The 19,465-nt window shown below is 34.0% G+C and carries 13 protein-coding genes; 2 read left to right on the top strand and 11 right to left on the bottom strand.

Going from position 1 to position 19,465, the window contains the following annotated elements:
• Nucleotides 1-222 precede the first annotated feature (222 nt).
• Complete coding sequence (gene gltS, locus AABL87_RS03900; RefSeq protein WP_341276967.1) at nt 223-1,431, top strand: sodium/glutamate symporter; 1,209 nt, start codon at nt 223-225, stop codon at nt 1,429-1,431.
• A gap of 160 nt (nt 1,432-1,591) precedes the next feature.
• Here the strand turns inward: gltS and AABL87_RS03895 are convergent, their stop codons facing one another.
• Both AABL87_RS03895 and ettA read right to left on the bottom strand, forming a co-directional pair.
• Nucleotides 1,592-2,173: an MBL fold metallo-hydrolase gene (locus AABL87_RS03895; protein WP_341276966.1), complete on the bottom strand. Its 582-nt coding sequence runs from the start codon at nt 2,171-2,173 to the stop codon at nt 1,592-1,594.
• Nucleotides 2,174-2,730: 557 nt separating this feature from the next.
• Nucleotides 2,731-4,419 (bottom strand): energy-dependent translational throttle protein EttA, encoded by a 1,689-nt coding sequence (gene ettA / locus AABL87_RS03890; protein WP_036471236.1) that lies wholly within the window; start codon nt 4,417-4,419, stop codon nt 2,731-2,733.
• A gap of 397 nt (nt 4,420-4,816) precedes the next feature.
• Here ettA and AABL87_RS03885 point away from each other — a divergent pair, with 397 nt between their 5' ends.
• A complete protein-coding gene (locus tag AABL87_RS03885) occupies nt 4,817-4,999 on the top strand; it encodes a hypothetical protein (protein ID WP_006259006.1) in 183 nt (60 codons plus the stop codon).
• A gap of 143 nt (nt 5,000-5,142) precedes the next feature.
• Here AABL87_RS03885 and AABL87_RS03880 read toward each other — a convergent pair whose 3' ends face one another.
• From AABL87_RS03880 to AABL87_RS03840, 9 genes are all read right to left on the bottom strand, one after another.
• Nucleotides 5,143-5,937, bottom strand: coding sequence for a YoaK family protein (locus AABL87_RS03880; protein ID WP_341276965.1), 795 nt, complete (start codon nt 5,935-5,937; stop codon nt 5,143-5,145).
• Nucleotides 5,938-6,121: 184 nt separating this feature from the next.
• Entirely contained in the window at nt 6,122-6,760 is a 639-nt protein-coding gene (locus tag AABL87_RS03875) for a C39 family peptidase (protein WP_341276964.1), read from the bottom strand.
• A gap of 4 nt (nt 6,761-6,764) precedes the next feature.
• A complete protein-coding gene (locus AABL87_RS03870) occupies nt 6,765-8,240 on the bottom strand; it encodes a 5-methylcytosine restriction system specificity protein McrC (RefSeq protein ID WP_341276963.1) in 1,476 nt (491 codons plus the stop codon).
• A 3-nt stretch (nt 8,241-8,243) separates the two neighbouring features.
• The gene (locus AABL87_RS03865) at nt 8,244-10,298 is read right to left on the bottom strand and encodes an McrB family protein (RefSeq protein ID WP_341276962.1); all 2,055 of its coding nucleotides are present in this window, start codon (nt 10,296-10,298) and stop codon (nt 8,244-8,246) included.
• The gene (locus tag AABL87_RS03860) at nt 10,298-13,435 is read right to left on the bottom strand and encodes a type I restriction endonuclease subunit R (protein ID WP_341276961.1); all 3,138 of its coding nucleotides are present in this window, start codon (nt 13,433-13,435) and stop codon (nt 10,298-10,300) included. The genes AABL87_RS03865 and AABL87_RS03860 overlap by 1 nt, the downstream gene beginning before the upstream one ends.
• Nucleotides 13,436-13,572: 137 nt before the next feature.
• Complete coding sequence (locus AABL87_RS03855; protein WP_341276960.1) at nt 13,573-13,950, bottom strand: GxxExxY protein; 378 nt, start codon at nt 13,948-13,950, stop codon at nt 13,573-13,575.
• Nucleotides 13,951-14,082: 132 nt separating this feature from the next.
• The gene (locus tag AABL87_RS03850; protein WP_341276959.1) at nt 14,083-16,479 is read right to left on the bottom strand and encodes an AAA family ATPase; all 2,397 of its coding nucleotides are present in this window, start codon (nt 16,477-16,479) and stop codon (nt 14,083-14,085) included.
• A gap of 204 nt (nt 16,480-16,683) precedes the next feature.
• Nucleotides 16,684-17,850 carry a restriction endonuclease subunit S gene (locus AABL87_RS03845; protein WP_341276958.1) on the bottom strand — a complete coding sequence of 389 codons (1,167 nt, stop codon included), beginning with the start codon at nt 17,848-17,850 and terminating at the stop codon, nt 16,684-16,686.
• Complete coding sequence (locus tag AABL87_RS03840; RefSeq protein WP_341276957.1) at nt 17,840-19,393, bottom strand: type I restriction-modification system subunit M; 1,554 nt, start codon at nt 19,391-19,393, stop codon at nt 17,840-17,842. Before AABL87_RS03840 ends, AABL87_RS03845 begins: the two co-directional genes overlap by 11 nt.
• Nucleotides 19,394-19,465 lie beyond the last annotated feature (72 nt).

The following is a 19,465-nucleotide window of genomic DNA, read 5'->3' as shown; positions in this document are numbered from 1 at the left end:
ACGTATCTCAAAAAAGTTTTTAGAATTTCTTTCTATTTCTTATTTACCTCTACACCCAAGCCCAGTAACCAGTACAAAACAAACTAGTTAACAATTAAAAACATCATTTAAACAAGAATAAAAAGAAGTTTTTTAGGTTACTCCACCCTAGTTTATTTATATTTGCGAACGAAGGTCTGCCTTTAGACCATTATTTTTTCACCTTTAATAGAACAAATTTATATGGATTTTGGAATTTATGAAACATTAATGCTTGCCTGCTTTGTGTTATTACTAGGACACTTTGTAGTTCAAAAAGTAAACTTTTTTCAAAAATTTAATATCCCCGAACCTGTTGTAGGTGGTTTTATTGTTGCTATGTTTTCTTGGATTGCCTATTCTGTTACTGGCAAGGAATTTACTATTGACGAAAATATTCAACAAGGAATGATGTTTATCTTCTTTTCTTCTATTGGACTAAATGCAGATTTTAGAACACTTATAAAAGGAGGAAAAGGATTAATCATATTCTTACTTATAGCAGCTGTATTCATTATATGTCAGAACTCTCTGGGAGTATCTTTAGCATATTTATTAGATCTTGACACTAGATTTGGATTAATAGCCGGTTCTATCACACTTACGGGAGGTCATGGTACAGCTGGTGGATGGGCTGACACCTTTATGACAAGTAACAATCCTCTAATAGGAGCTAGAGACATTGGTATGGCTTGTGCTACTTTCGGTTTAATCCTTGGTGGAACAATCGGAGGCCCACTAGCCTACAAACTATTGCGCAAGAATAATTACAAAGAGTTACCCCCTGAAAAGATTCAAGAACACGAAGAAACACACGAAATATCTGTTCCTTCAGTAGTAACGGATAAGAAAGTAAACTATAAGAGTATTATGCTTACAATCACTCTTCTATCTATCTGTTTAGTTTTAGGACAATACTTATCAGATTGGAATGCACAGTACACATTTAAACTACCTACTTTCGTATGGTGTTTATTTATCGGAGTAATCATCAGAAATGTACTACCACACCTATTTAAAGTAAAAATGCATGATGAATCTATTGAAATACTAGGTAATGCTGGTCTTTCTATTTTCTTAGCTTGTGCACTAATGTCTTTAAAGATGTGGACGATTACAGAACTTGCTTTGCCTATCTTACTTATCTTAGTAGTGCAAGTATGTTTAATGCTGGTATTTGCTTACTTTATTACCTACAGAGCCATGGGCAAAGATTACGATGCTATCGTATTAAGTGCTGGACACTGTGGATTTGGATTAGGAGCAACAGCAACAGCTGTAGCAAATATCCAAGCTGTAACAAGTCGTTTTGGTCCATCACCTAAAGCATTTCTTATTATTCCTATGGTAGGAGCATTCTTTATAGACATCCTGAATGCATTAATCTTAAATGTATTCGTTACATTTTTATAGAAAACGAGACACAAAATTACATATAAAAAAGGCTACTTAAACTAGATTTAAGTAGCCTTTTCTGTTGATATTATTTGTAATCAAACCTTTCACACGAATTTGTAATCGTGGGCATATGGTAATACGTCCCTACAGTTGTCGCGGATTTATAAACTGTAAACTAACAATACCTATTGATTAATCGATCTAACTTTTCCTCTATCCCCTCTTCTACCACACCACCGTGATAACAAATTACACGGTTCGGTTTAAGACTCTTCATTTTCTCAACAGAAGCTAAAGCAGCCTTCATATCTAAAGTAAATTGAGGATTAGCGATATTAAACTCACCCTCCTCTACCACTATCGCATCTGCCGCAATTAATGTCTTACTCTCTGTATCAAAGAATGAAATATGTCCTTTCGTATGCCCTGGCGTAGCTATAACCTGTAATGTATCTTTAAAGAACTGCCCATCCTCTAAAGTTTGAGTAACCTCAAAATGCTGAATTGCCTCAAGCTGTTTAATGAAGTCATTTACCCAACCTTTCATTTCCTCAGGGACATGAGAAAGGCTTTCCCTAACCTGTACAAGACGTTCAGACTCTACCTTACCAGAAACAGAGTCAGCCTCTATAGCACTACTGATAACCTCTAGAGACACATATTCCTCTTTAAATTTATGCAATCCTTCTAAATGATCAATATCATCATGAGAAATAATAATTCCCTTCAAGTCAGCTACCATTAGTCCTAGATGCATTAACTCTTGTTTAAACTCTTGAAAATTATAAGTAAAACACAATCTATTAAATAAGAAGTTCCGTTTGCAAATCCAACTACTACAGGATTGAAAACAGTTGGCTGTCCCTCCGCAGATTGAGCATTTATATGTAATATCTCTATATTCATTGTTTTTTTTGTGAAATCGTGAAATCGTCTTTTTGTTTGTTTGTGAAACCGTGAAACCGTGATGTCTTGCCTATTCCCTAGCGCAGCGCCTCCCCAGTAAGCGAAGTGAAACGGAGCGCACGACTCCCTAGCGTAGCGACCCTACGGTTGGCGCGGATTTGCAATCCGTGACATGTAACCTCGCTGCGCAAAGTCTCCCGACTTTGAGTAACCCTGTTCCCTATTTCCTAGCGCAGCGCCTCCCTAGTAAACGAAGTGAAGCGGAATGCACGCCTCCCCAGTAAGCGAAGTGAAACGGAGTGCACGCCTCCCTAGCGCAGCGCCTCCCTAGTAAGCGAAGTGAAACGGAGCGCACGACATCACAAAAAAAGCCTAACTAGAAAACTAATTAGGCCTTTACTATTTTAATTAGCGAACTAATTTTTTATATTTCAAACGAGTTGGAGCTACATCCCCTAAACGTTTCTTACGATTCTCTTCATAGTCAGAGAATGATCCTTCAAAGAAATACACTTGAGAATCTCCTTCAAAAGCCAAGATATGCGTACAGATACGGTCTAGGAACCAACGGTCATGGGAAATAACCACTGCACATCCAGCGAAGTTCTCAAGACCTTCCTCTAATGCACGTAGTGTATTTACGTCCAAGTCATTCGTAGGCTCATCCAGTAGCAATACGTTTCCTTCTTCTCTCAATGTCATTGCTAGGTGAAGACGGTTACGCTCACCTCCAGAAAGTGTTGATACCTTTTTATTTTGTTCAGAACCACCGAAGTTAAATCTACTCAAATAAGCACGAGAATTCACTTGACGACCACCCATCATGATCAACTCTTGACCATCACAGAAGTTCTCCCAAATTGATTTCTCTGGGTCTATATTAGAGTGTGCTTGATCCACATAAGCAATCTTAACCGTATCTCCGATAGCGAATGTACCCGCATCAGGTTGTTGTTCTCCCATGATCATGCGGAATATAGTAGACTTACCAGCACCATTAGGCCCGATAATTCCTACAATACCAGCTTGTGGCAAAGTGAAGTTTAAGTTGTCATATAACAATTTATCTCCGAAAGCCTTCGCTACACCTTTTGCTTCAATCACATTCGTTCCAAGACGTGGTCCATTAGGGATATAAATCTCTAATTTTTCTTCTAGAACTTTTTGATCCTCGTTTAATAACTTATCGTAGTTCTGTAACCTTGCTTTTTGTTTCGTTTGACGACCTTTAGCACCTTGACGTACCCAGTCTAACTCACGCTCTAAGTTCTTACGACGTTTAGAAGCTACCTTCTCCTCTTGAGCTAATCTTGTAGACTTTTGATCTAACCAAGAAGAATAGTTCCCTTTCCATGGAATACCTTCTCCTCTGTCTAACTCTAGGATCCATCCTGCTACGTTATCTAAGAAATAACGGTCGTGCGTTACAGCAATTACTGTTCCTGAATATTGTTGTAAGTGTTGCTCTAACCAGTGTACAGACTCCGCGTCTAAGTGGTTAGTAGGCTCATCTAATAATAATACATCTGGGTTTTGTAATAATAAACGACATAAAGCAACTCTACGACGCTCTCCTCCAGAAAGAATATTGATAGGAGTATCAGGCTCTGGCGTACGCAAAGCATCCATAGCGATAGCTAGTTTTGTATCTAGCTCCCATCCTCCTACAGCATCTATTTTATCTTGTAGCTCAGCTTGTCTATCCATCAGTTTCTGCATTTTATCTGCATCTTCATACACTTCTGGCAAACCAAACATATCATTTATCTGATTGAATTCATCTAAGATTGCTACCGTTTCAGCAGCTCCTTCTTTAACGATTTCGATAACAGTCTTTGTTTCATCTAATTGAGGTTCTTGTTCTAAATACCCTACAGTGTATCCTGGTGCAAACACCACATCACCTTGATAGTTTTTATCAACCCCAGCAATAATCTTTAATAAAGAAGATTTACCAGAACCATTTAGACCTAAAATACCAATTTTAGCCCCGTAGAAAAAGCTTAAATAAATATCTTTTAATACAGTCTTATTTGTCGATGAGTAAGTTTTACTCACTTTTGACATCGAAAAAATTACCTTTTTATCGTCTGACATAAAGTAAAATATATTGAATTTATTGATTACTAAGCTATAAGCGTTCTATAGCATATTAGCCAAAAATAGTATTAATTAAGGAGATTAGGAAATGTGTTCTACATTTTTTTGATTTTGTCTTGATAGACTATTTGATCTTATATCATTATGGTCTCTACCTGAATTTCTATTTACCTCATAAGACCTTTTTGGACTACAGAATCTTATAGAATAATATTTCTATAAAACCTCTTATCTCTAAAAAATTAATCATTTCACATCGATTAAAGCTAAACCACACACAAAAACACAATGTTTAGAAAATATTAACAATAAAAACACACACCTAAGCCTATAATTATTTGTTTTCTATACTTTTAAGTACTATCTTAGAGACAACTTTAAAAAACTCACATATATGACAGAAAATTTACTTTTTGCAAAAAGTGAAACTTGTGAAAACAATCACGAAAATCACTACTATGACCCATCAATAGATGCTTACGTTTGCTCAACATGCAACGCAATTTCACCAGCAAATTCTATTTATGATTTCGAAGAGAAGACAGACGATGAATACGAACTACATATCGGAATCTAAGGTCAACAGAATCTTGTAATTAACTCTAATGTGAGAGACTTAATTACAAGATTTTTTTTATTCCCTTACTTTGGAGAGGTGTCCGAAGGACAAGATACTTTATCCTTACTTTAAAATGATTGTTATACTTAAAGCTATATAGCCTACTTCTTCCTTCTTAAGATATGGTAAACTTTATAGTCCTTAGTCACTACTTTCTTACTCCAGTCCACTATCTGTTTTCCTTCCTCTAATACTCTCATCATTTTAACCACTAAATAATCATAAACGGTAGTAAATAGAATAACCACCACACCAATGTATAAGGTGCGTAAATGAAGATATTCAAAACAAAATGCTGCAGTAATCCCTCCTACCCCAAACGAAAAGACAATAGCTAGTTTAAGTCCTATATGAGAAAGCAAAAGATTGCGAAGGTTGGCTCTCGTTAGATTAAACAATAACCTCGCTGTCTCTATCCCTAGATCGGTGACTATCCCCGTAATATGTGTAGTTCTAACTACCGCCTTAGAGATAAAAGTAACAAGAGAATTCTGTAGTCCCATCGCAAATAGCAGTACATAGGCTATCTTCATTGGATATTGAAACAATATATCGCCTTCGAGATAAGCCACTCCTCCTAATAAGATAGCCTCTAGTATCAAAGGAAGTGTAAAATACACTTTGTTCCAAATCAACTTCTGCAACTGTAAGATTACGTGAGAAGTAAAAGATCCTAAGAAAAACGAAACCAACAACAATACTGATTTCAAAATAGCTTGTTTATTAAAGGTAAGTACCTCCTGAGCAAAATTAGATAGATACCCAGTCACATTGGTTGTCATCAGCTTTAAAGCCAAAAAACCACTTACATTCACCACGCCTCCTACAAATGATAACAACACTGCTAAACGCAGATTCTGCATAAAACTTCTCTCCTTACCTCTGTGTGATAACATAAACTTATAAATTACTCCTCCTCAAACTATAATATAACAAATTTAAAGAGAATTACAAATATATGGGCGTGTGGTAGGAGGATTTGTTGGGTTGTCGAGGATTTCCGAATCCGTGATTATAAACAGCTACGCAATAGTCTCCCGACTTTGCGTTATTTTATTATTTAGTGAAGATAAATAGAAACTATTCGATTACTAAAATCTCATCAAAATAAACTTGAGTAGCACTCAACACATCAAACTCCTTATACATAGCAGTTGGATATTCATTAATCAATATAACATTGTTGTGATAAGCATATTGCGGTTTTTCTCCTCCTGGATCAAGACAAAACAACTTAGTAAGATTACCTTCTTCATCCTCTTCATATCCTATGGCGACCACTGCATGTGCTCCAGCATCTTTCCCTTTAAACTGTACACTTAACATTACAGGTATATCTTGTTCTAAATATCCTACAATACATCTATTATTAGCTCGTTCAACAGTGACGTGCCCTTTCCTTGTAGACGCTTGTTCAAATTCTTTTTTCAAATCTAAAAAGTAATTTCCCTCCCAATGCATTCCATTATCTGCAAAGAAATGATGTACTAATTTACCTACAAAAGTATTTCTCCTTACTTTCATATAAATCCCTATTTCACCTCTCTCTATAATCCCTTGAATCATTAAAAGCATAAAAAGTGAATACACAGCACATGCTCCATCTAAACTTCCCTGTTGAATGAAGAAGTCTTTATCTTCTTCGTCTTTATCTCTTAACTCTACACCAGATTCTCCTATATCTAATTTTGAGATAAAGTAAGTATGTCTCTTATCCATCTTTTTATAATTCACTGTTTACTAAAGGCAATGCTACTCCTAATTTATATACCTTATAATAAGGTTTAATACTGTACTCACTTTCCTCACTTTCCTTTCCTTTTTCTATCTTTAATAATTCAGCAATATTTTTCAAAGAATAATCCTTTAAATCAGCATTCCCTACTTTAGGGAATATGATTACACAGTTAATATTACTATCATCACTTACATTACATTCCTTACGAACCCTATTCAATCTCGCATATCCTGACACTTGTCTGATATCCTCATGGATATGTCCATGTTTATAATGAAGTTTATACTTCATATCTACTACCATTCGACTTTCCTTAGTAGATATCAACAAATCTAACGCATTGCCATAAGTACTAAACTGATAATGTAAATTACATCTATATTCTGGATTTGCTTTAAGCAGTTGATGATAAACATATAATTCAAACAAACGAGGCATATCTATCCAAAAAGGAGGTGTTTCTATCTTCTCTTCTGTCGTCTTGGTTATATTATAAGCAAAGCGTTTTAATATATACTGACCTATCTTTACTGCCTCTTTATACTCTTTAAAAAAGGTATTCACCTTTAAATGTTTCAATTGATGCATCTCTACCTCATCTCCTATCAGTTCAAAAGCAGGGCGACAATAATTAATCAACTCTTGTATAAACTGTTTATTAGAGTCAAACAAGTCACTTCGATTATTGACATAACTACTCACAAAGCGAAGTACCTTCTTCAAGAAACGATTCTCTACATTGTCAGTTCCAAACACCTGATACTCACAAACCGTTGACGTCATTCGATTCTTAAACACATTCTGTTTAAGCTGTTGTCCTATCAATATTTTTCCCTTTACACGTCCATTCAAATTCTCTTGAACCTTATAATAAGACTTCTTTAATCCCTTGCGCACTATCTTCTTAAGCAACTGTAAAAACTGAACGATTAAGAAAGGTGTCAATCTATCTTGAGTCTGCTCTATAGAGATTTTATCCTCTTCCCAATAGATTGTGATAATATCATTTAAATATTTCTCTTCTACCTGCCCTGAGTACACAGTTAAAAGCATTCTGAGATAATCTATCTCTCTGTAATCCGTAGAGGATTCTTCAATACTTTCCTTTAATTGTTTTTCTTGATCTTTAATTTTAGACCGATCTTCATCAGTTGTATTAACTTGTTTATCAAAAGCAGTTGGAATAGCATCGTTAATCTTTGGCTCTACTTGTACATATTTCTTTCCTTCAATCAACCAATCTAATCCTACATAATAATCAGCTTGAAGAGAATAGGTTTCTTCATCTTTTCTATTGATGATATAAGGGCAAACCTCTTTTCCTCTACTATCTTTTAATAAACGAAGTGGCTTAGATGGTATAGATACAAACCAATCGTTTTTCTGACCAGTAGAATCAGGCTCCTCTACATCAAATCTCTTAATTTCTAATGTATTATGCTCTTTTAATAAAAGTCTCATACACTATACATTTTCTTTCAATTCTTCTACTTTCAGAGCCTCTACTTTCTCTATAATACCATCTCCTATTAAAATACCATCTTTAATATATTCTCTTAAGATTGGTTTTATCTCATATTCTAAACGTATTGCCATAGCTCCTCCTTCATCTGATTTATCTATAAAATAAGAATGTCCTAAAGCAACCTCTTTTGGATCAAACTCATTTGATAAATACTGAGATCTTGTCATATACTTATCAGTAGTAAACAACTCCTTAACGGCAGTAAACAACTCGCTATCAAAAGTAATCGAACTATCACCACTTAAATCTTGAGGCAACACATCCACAAAAGCAAAACGACGACGTATTGCATAGTCGATATACCCAACACTTCTATCGGCTGTATTCATCGTTCCTATGATATAAAGGTTAGGAGGTAATATAATCTTATCTGAATCAGTCTTAGAGTACATTCCCTCTATTCCTTTTCCTCGATATTCTAAAGCATAAATCAACTCTCCCAATACTGAAGATAGATTAGCTCTGTTTATCTCATCAATGACCATTACATAATTCTGTAATTCTTCTTTTTCTATTGAATTACTTGTAATATTTATAGGGTTCTGTGCTATATAATCACAGAATTTTTGAAGTATTACAACATAATAACTTGCGTGTTGGCGTGCTGAACCAGACAAACTCATATTTTGTTTAATATCTTGCCTACTTCTATTACCTGATAAATAAGCATTCACTATATCTTTATGATGCATTCTATGCGCTTGTCCTTGCCAAACATGGCCAATATATAAAAGGGAGTCCTCATCAAAATCAACAATATCTACAGCTTTTGTAAGGTTTATCTTTTTATCATCATTTAGTTCTGATTCCAATTCTAATTTAAAAGCCTCATATCTTGCAATAATTGCTCTTTCATACGAAATCTCTTCTCCTTTTTTCTGACTATTTCTATAGTTTCCTAATGCTTGATTGGCGAACTCAGCGATTCCTCTGTTTACTACTTGATATTCAATACCATTCTCATTTGGAATAGTTGCAATTCCTCTAACAAAATCTTCATAAGTATAGCTTGGATGAAATTGAACAATTTTAAACTGTTCATGATTAGTTAAATTAACACTTTCAGGAGTATTCTTATTAATCATGACCTTAGCTATTTCTTTAGCTAAACGAGTCTTTCCTGTTCCAGGAGGTCCCTGAAGAATAATTTGCTTTTTGTATTCTAATAATTTTTTATTCTGTTTAACAATTTTCATAAGCTCATACTGTTTACTTATATATTTTCGTTCTTCAAAAGCCTTCACAAATGAATCATAAAATGATACTAGCTTTTGATCAATCTGATCATTATCAAAAAGCTTTAATTCTTCTACGGTGAATTCTACTCCTAAATTTACTCGCTTTGTTGGTTCCTCCCAATAAATATACTCATCTTGATATAACGAAACTACCCTATCATCTTTCCATCTAGCTATTACATTTATACCTGTCCCTCTCCAATTCAAATAACATTTAATCGTCTTATAGTTTCCATAGTTAGATTGGATATTTATGCAAACATCTCCAGGGGCATAACTTTCCCATTCTTTTATTTGTTCCTGAATTTTTTCGTCTGCATAACCTTGCCCTGTTTTCTTAAAGCTATTACATTCAATAAGAGGTTTAATATACTTAGAGTAACCTACATTACTTGTATCCTCATTAACTACCCATTCCAAATGTGAAATAAAATATTCTAATAAACTTTTAAATTGTAACAAATTGTTTTTTGAGTTATTTAAAACAATAGCTTTAGCGCCTTTATTTGCTAAATAATCATTCATTTCTTTTCCCACACCAGTATTAATATTCACTTCTTCATTATAGATTTCAGGATATTTTTGTTCAAGATAATCAATGGCATACCTATATATCACTTTGTTAGGATATAACTTTCCTTCATTCTTTATTGCATAATTTCTATAATTTTGCCCCTTATCCCAAGGATTCTTATCTGCCTGATCAAAAGCATATTGTAGTGCCTCTTTCCAAGCTTTTTGTTCTATCTCCTCCATTACCTATTCTTCTTAAAGTTCTCTGCTTGTTCTAAGACATTTTTATATACATCATCTTGTGTAATAGGTGGATAACCAAATTGGTGTAATTTGACAATGATATCCATCTTTAACTGAGCTTTAATATCATCTCTCTCACTCCAATCAGGATATTGAGCAGTGTCATCTACTATCTTCTTTATTTCTCTTGCAAGCTCTAACATCTTTTCATTATCAAACTCAAAACCATATTGCTTACAAATCATATCCAAGATATCGTAAAACGCTTTCTCCTCATAATCAATACCCAAACTTTCAAAAGATTCCATCTCCACGCGAAGCTTAATAATTAGGTTTAACATTTGCTCAGCAGTGTCAAACTGAATCCCCTCATAATCTAAGATATCGCCCTCACTGCGTTCATTATAGCGATTAATAATAGACTGTAATCGCTCTGAGAAATCGTGCCCTTTTACCTTATTGACCTTTTTAAAGTCATTGATTGTCTGTTTCAACAAACGTTCTAATATTTTAATCTTAGTATTCGGCAATTCCAGATTAGAGATCTTTTCTATAAACTTATCGTTAAACAAATCAATAGCATTAGCTTTATTATCATCCAGTTTAAAGATCTCTTCCACCCCTTCTGATATAATCGCCTCTTCTACGAGTTTAGCTACCTTCTCATTCATCTGTGCTGTGTCTGGAGCTTCGCCTTTTGTCAATTTCACTACAATTGACTTCACTGCAAAGTAAAAGTGAATCTCATCTACTTCATGCGCACTAAATAATTCTGAACCACTTACTAAATTATAAGCGGACTTCAACTTCTTAGTAACATTCATAAAAAACTTTTCCGATTCTTCAGTTTGTAGTACCCATTCAGAAGCTTTATTTAAACAACTTAAACGCTCAACAGGCAATCCTACATAATAATCACTACTGTCAAATTGATGAAAATACTGACGCAACAAATCCATCTGATCGCGAACAATAATTTCAGCTTGTGCTATATCCTCAAAGTCATCCTCTGCTGTTTGATTATTAAATAATCCTAAAGCGTGATTCAAGTTCTTTTTAATCCCGACATAGTCCACTACTAAACCTCTATCTTTCCCTTGGTACTTGCGGTTTACACGCGAGATAGTCTGTATTAGATTATGAGTCTGTAGAGGCTTGTCAATATATATCGTATCTAAAAAAGGCACATCAAACCCCGTCAACCACATATCAACTACTATCGCTATCTTAAAGTTTGATTTAAGTTGTTTAAACTGGCGATCTAACTCTTTGCGTTCTTCTTTATTACCCAAGAGATCCCATAGCGTTTGCTCATCATCCTTATTGCGTGTCATCACCATCTTCACACGCTCTATTGGCTTGATCTCCTGCTGTTCTTTATCTGTTAAATCTCCTGCTATTTTAATCTCACCCCATTCAGGTCGCAGGTCTAAAATGGCTTGATATAATTTATAAGCTATTCCACGAGAGGCACAGACAAACATCGCTTTACCTACCACTGTAGCCTTCTCCTCTAATCGATTTTCATAATGCTGAACAAAATCCTTAGCAATAGCCCTGATACGATCTATATCTCCTAAGACCACTTCCATCTTAGCAATAGCCTTTTGACTCGCTTCTACGTGATATTCAGAAGCTCCCTCTGCCACTGCATTTTCATAATATTGTTCTATCTCTTGAACCTTGCTATAATCTAAATTGACCTTTGCGGCGCGTCCTTCATAAACCAAGCGAACCGTAATCTCATCGTTTACAGATTCAAACATTGTATATTGATCCACTACATCACCGAATACCTCTAATGTTTTATCTATAGGTGTACCTGTAAATCCTACATAAATCGCATGAGGCAAAGAATCGTGCAAATACTTGGCAAAACCGTAAGATTTAATTACTCCCTTCTCCTCATCTATCCTAACCTTTAAATCTAAATTCACTTGTGAACGATGGGCTTCATCTGATATACAGATAATATTGCTTCTATCTGACAAGATTTCCTCATCCTCCTCAAACTTCTGAACTGTAGTTAAATACACTCCTCCGCTTTCGATACCGCGCAAGCGATTTCTTAAATCAGCTCTCGACTCAATATTGATGATGTTGGCATCACCTATAAATCCCTTAGCATTGGTAAAGTCTTTTGACAATTGATCGTCTAAATCTGTACGGTCAGAAATGATAATAATCGTCGGACTTGCAAAATCAGTAGAGCGCATCAACAGACGCGTTAGGTATAACATCGTAAAGCTCTTGCCACATCCCGTTGCCCCAAAATAAGTACCTCCTTTACCATCTCCTTCCGGCTTGCGGTGAATCAGAATATTTTGATACAGTTTATTAGCAGCATAGTACTGCGGATAACGAGTTAATATCTTTACTTCGTTTTTAGAAGTATCTGGAAACAACACAAAGTGATGAATAATATCCACCAATCGCGCTTGATTAAACATCCCTGATATAATAGACATCGCCGTTTCTACACCTGTTAGCGCTTTCTTCTCATCTCCAGTGATTTTATTCCAACTATAGAAAAACTCATAAAGAGAGAATATAGTTCCCGCTTTATTATTCGCTCCATCACTAATCACACAGCACACATTGTACTTCATCAGCTCTGGAATATCTCTGCGGTAGCGAATCGTTAATTGTTTATACGCATCGTGAATCGTTACATGCTCTGCTATGGCTGTTTTAAACTCAAATACGACCACTGGAATACCATTGATATAAACGATCAAATCAGGAATGCGCAACTCTGTACCTTGTATCTCTAACTGGTTAACTATCTTAAAACTATTCGCCTGTATATCTGCCACATCAATATAACGTATATGCAAATCTTTCTTAGCTGGATTATTGCGTTTAAAGATCATCCCATCTGCCAATAACTTACAGATGTATTTATTCGATTCGTAAAGATTAGACGCAGACTGAAAGGCGATTTCATTAATCAAACTCTCCACTTCTATTTCTTCTAAATCAGTATAACTATTCATTAGAAATTGATGCAGGTCTTCTTTTAATAAAACCTCCTGATTAGACGCTCTATTAATAGCCGCACCGTGTATATACTCATAACCTTCTGTTTCCAGAAGGCTAATAAAACTTTCTTCTAATTGTGATTCGTTGTACTTCATAATAACTTTTCCAAGTTAAGTTTTTTGCTTTTTTGTAACATGAGAGAATAACGTGTTACATTTTTTGACTTTTTGTAACATGAGAAAACCTAATCCTCACTCTATTTTATTCATCAAAAGAACTCCCTATAATAGCTTCATTTCTGATTCTTTGTATTATAAATCCTTCTAAACTCAAGGCTTTTACTACCAAAATTAATTAACAAGCCTGTCTCTAATTTATATGCCTCCAGATAATTAATTGCTTGGGCTAAATGCACATCTTCTAATTGAATCACTGCTTTAATCTCAACCATCACACATCCAGCTACAAAAAAGTCAACACGACGTGTCCCTACGTGATATCCTTTATAATCAATTCTCATCTCAAACTCCCGTTCAAAGGGTATTCCTCTTTGATGAAATTCAATACTCAATGCCCGTTGATAAATAACTTCCTGAAATCCATTCCCTATAGTAGAATGTACTTCCATAGCCGCTCCGATTATCTGATGTGTGAGTTGATTGATATCCATAGCTTACTGTTATTTATATTCTTACCGCTTATTGTCTTAACCTTGATTCTCTTGATTAATAGGATTAATAAGATCTAGACAGATATACTCTTAGCTCACTTGTATGAATCTTGAATCTCCTGATTAATGGGATTAATTAACCTCCATTTCTGTTTTTTCTCCAATACTTTCTAATAGAGCATTAAACTGTTCCTCATCCTTCTCTTTTATTTTATCAAGAATAAATTGTGCTACCTTTTTTAACTCTGGTATTTCTATTGGCGACATACCTCTATCAAAAATCTCTTCTAAATGTGACAATTCATTATTAACCCTATCTGTTAAAACCGTAGCTTGTTGATTATTTCCAAAATATTTTAACAAACGTTTAGAATTTGCATTACTTGTTTCATTATCAATTCTTGATGGATATTTATAAAACAATAAGGCTTCTAAAAACTTCCTAGCATTATTTCCGAAATTATAATACAAATAATGATTTTCATCTGTGACAATCTCAGACTTAGCGCATTTATAAATTTGTTCAAATAGAAAATTAAACTCCGTAACATAATCTCTTAGATAAATAGGCATTTCGGCTATAGTACTATAATTAGTATATCTATTTAGTATAAAAAATTGATGATTTTTCTTTGTTAATTTCAACCTTTTCAAGTACTTCAAGAAATCTAAATTATGAGTAGAAATAAAAATTTGCTCAAATCGTTCATCCTGAAATAACTGTGCATTTATTAAACTATAAATATAAAATATATGGTTCGAATCCAAGCTTGATATAGGGTCATCAATCAATATGATTGGTTTTTGACCTGCTGTGTGTATATCATCTAACTTAGCCATAAAGTAACAAAACGAAATAATACTACATTCACCCTCACTTAAATGATACGCAATACTACCTTCTCTAACAATATTAAACTTGATTTTTTTTTCAGAATCTTTATTCTCTTCACTTGCTTGTAACTCTAAATTCTGATGTCCAAAATAGTTTTGCAAATAATGATTTACTCTTTTAGCACCTTCCTCTTCATTATTCAATCTACGTGTTAAATCATCAATTGTAGATCTCTTTTCTAGAATAACTTTCTTTAACTCTTTTCCTTTATTCTCTATAATTGCAATTTCTTCTTTTATCTCTGCAATGCCTTCTTCTTGTTCAACATATCTAATAGTATCGACAAATCGCTTTACTTCTAACAATCTAAGCTCTTCCTTTGCTTCTTTTATTTTATTTGATAATTCAGAAGAATACATATTATTAGCAGTAACAATGTCATTATAATTCTGCAATTGTCCTACTAATACTTCCTCCCGAAACAAAGAAGAGTATTCAAATACTAATGGATTATGTATATTTACTATACGTTCATCAATTTTAGTTACTAAAAATGCTATATCATTTTTATACTTCTCTAATTCTAAGTTATATGACTCTATAACACTACCTACTTCGCTTTGATAATTAACATAAAAAGCATCTTGAGAAGTTAAATAAAAACTACTCAAATTATGTAATTCATACTCAAGTTGAGATTTATGGGCATACAACTGAGACTCTAATTTTTTTGATTCTTCATCAAAATGTTTATCTAACTGCTCCCACCTTGACGGATTAATATTATTACCACAAAATTTACAAGTACAGTTTCTATCCTCAGAATGTAAATCATAACCTTTCTTTACCCAATCATTTAAAGCATTGTTTGAAAGCAATTCAACAATTTTATTTGCATCTAACAACACTTTACTTGTAAGAGAAGTTGTTTCAGTTAATAACTCTTTATAATTATTTATAAAAACTCTCCCCATCTGTATTTCTTGTCTTTCAACTTCAGTAATAACTTGAAGATTCAATTCTTCTTTTATTTCATCAATTGATACAAAAGCAGCTCCAATAACTTTATTTATATCTGCTTTTAATTTACTAATAGTATAATTTATATCTCCATACTTTAGATATTGTTTCTTTATACTATCTCCATTCGCAGTAGCTTTTCCTGTCAATTGTGAGTTTAGATCACTTTCTTTTTTTTCTTTAAGCTTTTGCTTTTCTTCAATTTCACTTGAAAGACTCCATAAATCTTTATACAACAATGTACACTTACCTTCTTCATTACTTCCCAATTCATTATTTATTAATTCTATCTTAGCTTCAATTCCGCTATTCACTCCTAATATTGCAAAAGGAGTTATATCAGAATCATGATTTACAATAAAACTTAAATTCTCTTTTATAAAGTCCTCATTAAAGCACCTAACATTTAATGCATTTGTTTCAAAATTTTTTTCTGTAATTTTAGTGTTATCTGTCAAAACAATCTCAAACTTAGGATCAATATATTTATCAGAAATCTGTTTTGTTTCTAAAGCTCTAATAATACGAGATAATGTCGTTTTTCCAGAATAATTTCTTCCATAAATAATATTCTCCTTTTTTAACTCAACTATATTCTTTCCACTATCTCTAACAGTTTTCCACTCAAAATTCTTAAATATCCCAAGGTTTTCAATATTGATTTGTTTTATCATAATATATAATTTCTCGTTAGTAATAATTTTTAATAATATATTTTATCCTACATAAATAGCCCAGACAATTACCCACAATCTACACCGACCCTCATCTTATTAATCCCACTAATCCTATAAATCATGGTGCAGACAATTACCCACAATCTACACCGACCCTCATCTTATTAATCCTACTAATCCTATAAATCATGGTGCAGACAATTATTCTCCTCCCACCATCCTTGACAGCATCAAACTTTGCAACTGAACGAACTTCTGGCTTTGTTTTTTATAATTATCTATAAAGAGATCTATTTCTTTATATTTCTTATAATATCCTTTTATAATTAAGTTAGTAGGATATAAAATATTCATCATAGACACCTCAGGAACAGTTAATTGTCCTTGTGCAGAACCGTTATCATCATACTTAAACCTTTCAATTACTTTAAATAAATAATAAATAACTTCATCATCATATGGTGTAATAGTAATTAATCTCACTATTGGTACAAAAGGATACTTTCGTAATAATGTATATCCTATTATTGCTCCTCTAGCAGAAACTGTAATACTAGGCTTAATTATTTTAGGCATATTGGTATACCCAAACAAGCCATAATTATCAGTACTATTAGAGTATATTGGGATATTACATTCTGCATTAATAACATCCGAATATACCTTTGGTTTATCGCCTCCTGCTGAAATATTAGTAACTTCCCCCAAACTCTTCACCTCCCACCCCACAGGCACCTCTTTCTCTAACTCTTCATTATACTCCATCAATCCACCAGAAGATTTATAAGGTAATCCTTCTTCATTAGGAAACTCAAAATCCACAAACCATTGCTTATACAGTGTCTGTGCAATAGCCTCTAACTTCTCACAGATCTGCTCATTTACTTTTATCTTATCCCCTACAGCTTGATACTGTCCTACTATCTCACGTTGTCTTTCAATAGATGGAACAGGTAATTCTACTTCACACATATCATCCCAATCGAAAGTCTCACGTGTACTTCCATGCGAATGATAACGTGCAAAACGATCAAACTCAGGACGAGAAAACCACATCATTAAATATTCAGGCAATAATATATTTTTATCAATTACTTCAAATACAACATATATCTGAGACACTAAAGCTTTATCATATTCATCTGCTAAAGCAATAGAAATCTTCTCTCCATTACGTGAAGTAACTGTTCCATATGCGAATTGGCCTCTTTCAATAATTTTATATGTAGACATATCAGTTCCTATTGTATTAGCAATAGATGGTATTAGCCTTTTTGTTATACTTACTCCTAACAGAGTATCTACTTTTAAATCTTTATTGCGGTCATTAACAAGCTGAACATAATCTCCTAATCTTTTATAACTCATAGCCTAAAGATTTGAATACATTGGCAACTTCTTTCTTCAACTCTGCTTCTTTAGCAAACAATTCTTTTAAATCAGCTTGTAAGCTCTGCATTTGTTCCTTGTAGTCGATCTGTTCATCGCGATTGACGAACTCTATATATTTACTTGGTACTAAAGAATAGTCTTTTTTGCGTATTTCTTCTACTGTAGCACTATAGCAATATTCTGCCACATTCTCGTACGTATCATTGTGTTGTTGCCACGTATGATAAGTTGCTGCTATTTGTTCAATCTCTTGCTCAGAGAACTGTGTAAATTTCTTTTCAAATGGCTCTCCTTTTTGACGTAAATCCATAAACAAGACTTCTCCCTCTCTATTTCGGTAGTTTTTCGTTGCGTCGTTTACCTCTACTGTGCGTTCTATTTTATTCTTATTCAGAATCCATAGTGTCACCGAAATATCTGTAGAATAAAACATCGCTCTTGGCAAAATCACAATTGCCTCCACCAAATCGTTATCTATAATTTGCTTGCGGATTTTATACTCTTCTCCACCTCCTGATAAAGCACCATTAGCCAAGATAAACCCTGCTACTCCATGCTGAGAAAGTTTACTTATCATATTCAGAATCCACGCATAGTTGGCATTAGACTTAGGTGGTACTTCGTATCCCGCCCAACGCGAATCATCTGTTAGTTCACTCTCCGCACGCCAATCTTTTAAGTTAAATGGAGGATTAGCCATGATGTAATCAGCTTTCAATTCCTTGTGCTGATCGTCGCCAAAAGTATCGGCTGCTTTGCTTCCTAAATTAGCCGAAATACCACGTATCGCCAAGTTCATCTTTGCCAGTTTGAACGTTGTATTCGTCAGCTCTTGTCCATATATCGAAATGTCTTTTTTGTTTCCTTGGTGTTTTTCTATAAACTTTAACGACTGCACAAACATACCACCCGATCCACATGAAGGGTCATAGATCTTCCCTTTATACGGTTCTATCATCTCAGCAATTAAGTTTACAATGCTCTTAGGGGTATAGAACTCTCCTTTTCCCTTTCCTTCTGCTATGGCAAACTTGCTCAAGAAGTACTCATACACACGCCCCACGATATCTTGCGCTTCATCTTTTAACGTATCTATATTATTGATGGTATCTAACAGTGCAGAGAACTTCGACTGATCTAATCCCAATCTCGAGAAATAGTTATCAGGTAAAGCTCCTTCTAAAGATTTATTCTTTTGCTCTATCGTCTTTAATGCTTTATCTATTTTGATGGTGATATCCTCTTGTTTAGCATTTTCCATCACATAAGTCCAACGAGATTCCTCAGGCAAATAGAATACATTCTCTGCCTGATAAAACTCAGGTATCTCTAAGAAAGCATTTTTACCTTCTGCTACTAACTCACTTCTTCTTTTGATAAATTTATCACTGGCAAACTTCAAGAAGATTAAACTTAACACGACGTGTTTATATTCAGACGGTTCTACAGAACCACGCAATTTATTTGCTGCATCCCATAGGATTTCTTCAGTACTTTTAGTTTGGACTTTTTTAGCCATTTATCTTTAATCGGGTATTAATTCATTTAAAGAGTAAATATACCACCATCCACATAACCCCACAAGAGGAAA

It is taken from the genome of Myroides sp. C4067, assembly GCF_038039665.1.
Classification (GTDB): Bacteria; Bacteroidota; Bacteroidia; order Flavobacteriales; family Flavobacteriaceae; genus Flavobacterium; species Flavobacterium odoratimimum.
This window is presented reverse-complemented; position numbering and strand designations above follow the sequence as displayed.

Bases quoted from the DNA above. Each gene is read 5' to 3' on its own strand.
- gltS (WP_341276967.1), top strand. From the start codon at position 223: ATGGATTTTGGAATTTATGAAACATTAATGCTTGCCTGCTTTGTGTTA.
- AABL87_RS03895 (WP_341276966.1), bottom strand. From the start codon at position 2,173: ATGCATCTAGGACTAATGGTAGCTGACTTGAAGGGAATTATTATTTCT.
- ettA (WP_036471236.1), bottom strand. From the start codon at position 4,419: ATGTCAGACGATAAAAAGGTAATTTTTTCGATGTCAAAAGTGAGTAAA.
- AABL87_RS03885 (WP_006259006.1), top strand. From the start codon at position 4,817: ATGACAGAAAATTTACTTTTTGCAAAAAGTGAAACTTGTGAAAACAAT.
- AABL87_RS03880 (WP_341276965.1), bottom strand. From the start codon at position 5,937: ATGTTATCACACAGAGGTAAGGAGAGAAGTTTTATGCAGAATCTGCGT.
- AABL87_RS03875 (WP_341276964.1), bottom strand. From the start codon at position 6,760: ATGGATAAGAGACATACTTACTTTATCTCAAAATTAGATATAGGAGAA.
- AABL87_RS03870 (WP_341276963.1), bottom strand. From the start codon at position 8,240: ATGAGACTTTTATTAAAAGAGCATAATACATTAGAAATTAAGAGATTT.
- AABL87_RS03865 (WP_341276962.1), bottom strand. From the start codon at position 10,298: ATGGAGGAGATAGAACAAAAAGCTTGGAAAGAGGCACTACAATATGCT.
- AABL87_RS03860 (WP_341276961.1), bottom strand. From the start codon at position 13,435: ATGAAGTACAACGAATCACAATTAGAAGAAAGTTTTATTAGCCTTCTG.
- AABL87_RS03855 (WP_341276960.1), bottom strand. From the start codon at position 13,950: ATGGATATCAATCAACTCACACATCAGATAATCGGAGCGGCTATGGAA.
- AABL87_RS03850 (WP_341276959.1), bottom strand. From the start codon at position 16,479: ATGATAAAACAAATCAATATTGAAAACCTTGGGATATTTAAGAATTTT.
- AABL87_RS03845 (WP_341276958.1), bottom strand. From the start codon at position 17,850: ATGAGTTATAAAAGATTAGGAGATTATGTTCAGCTTGTTAATGACCGC.
- AABL87_RS03840 (WP_341276957.1), bottom strand. From the start codon at position 19,393: ATGGCTAAAAAAGTCCAAACTAAAAGTACTGAAGAAATCCTATGGGAT.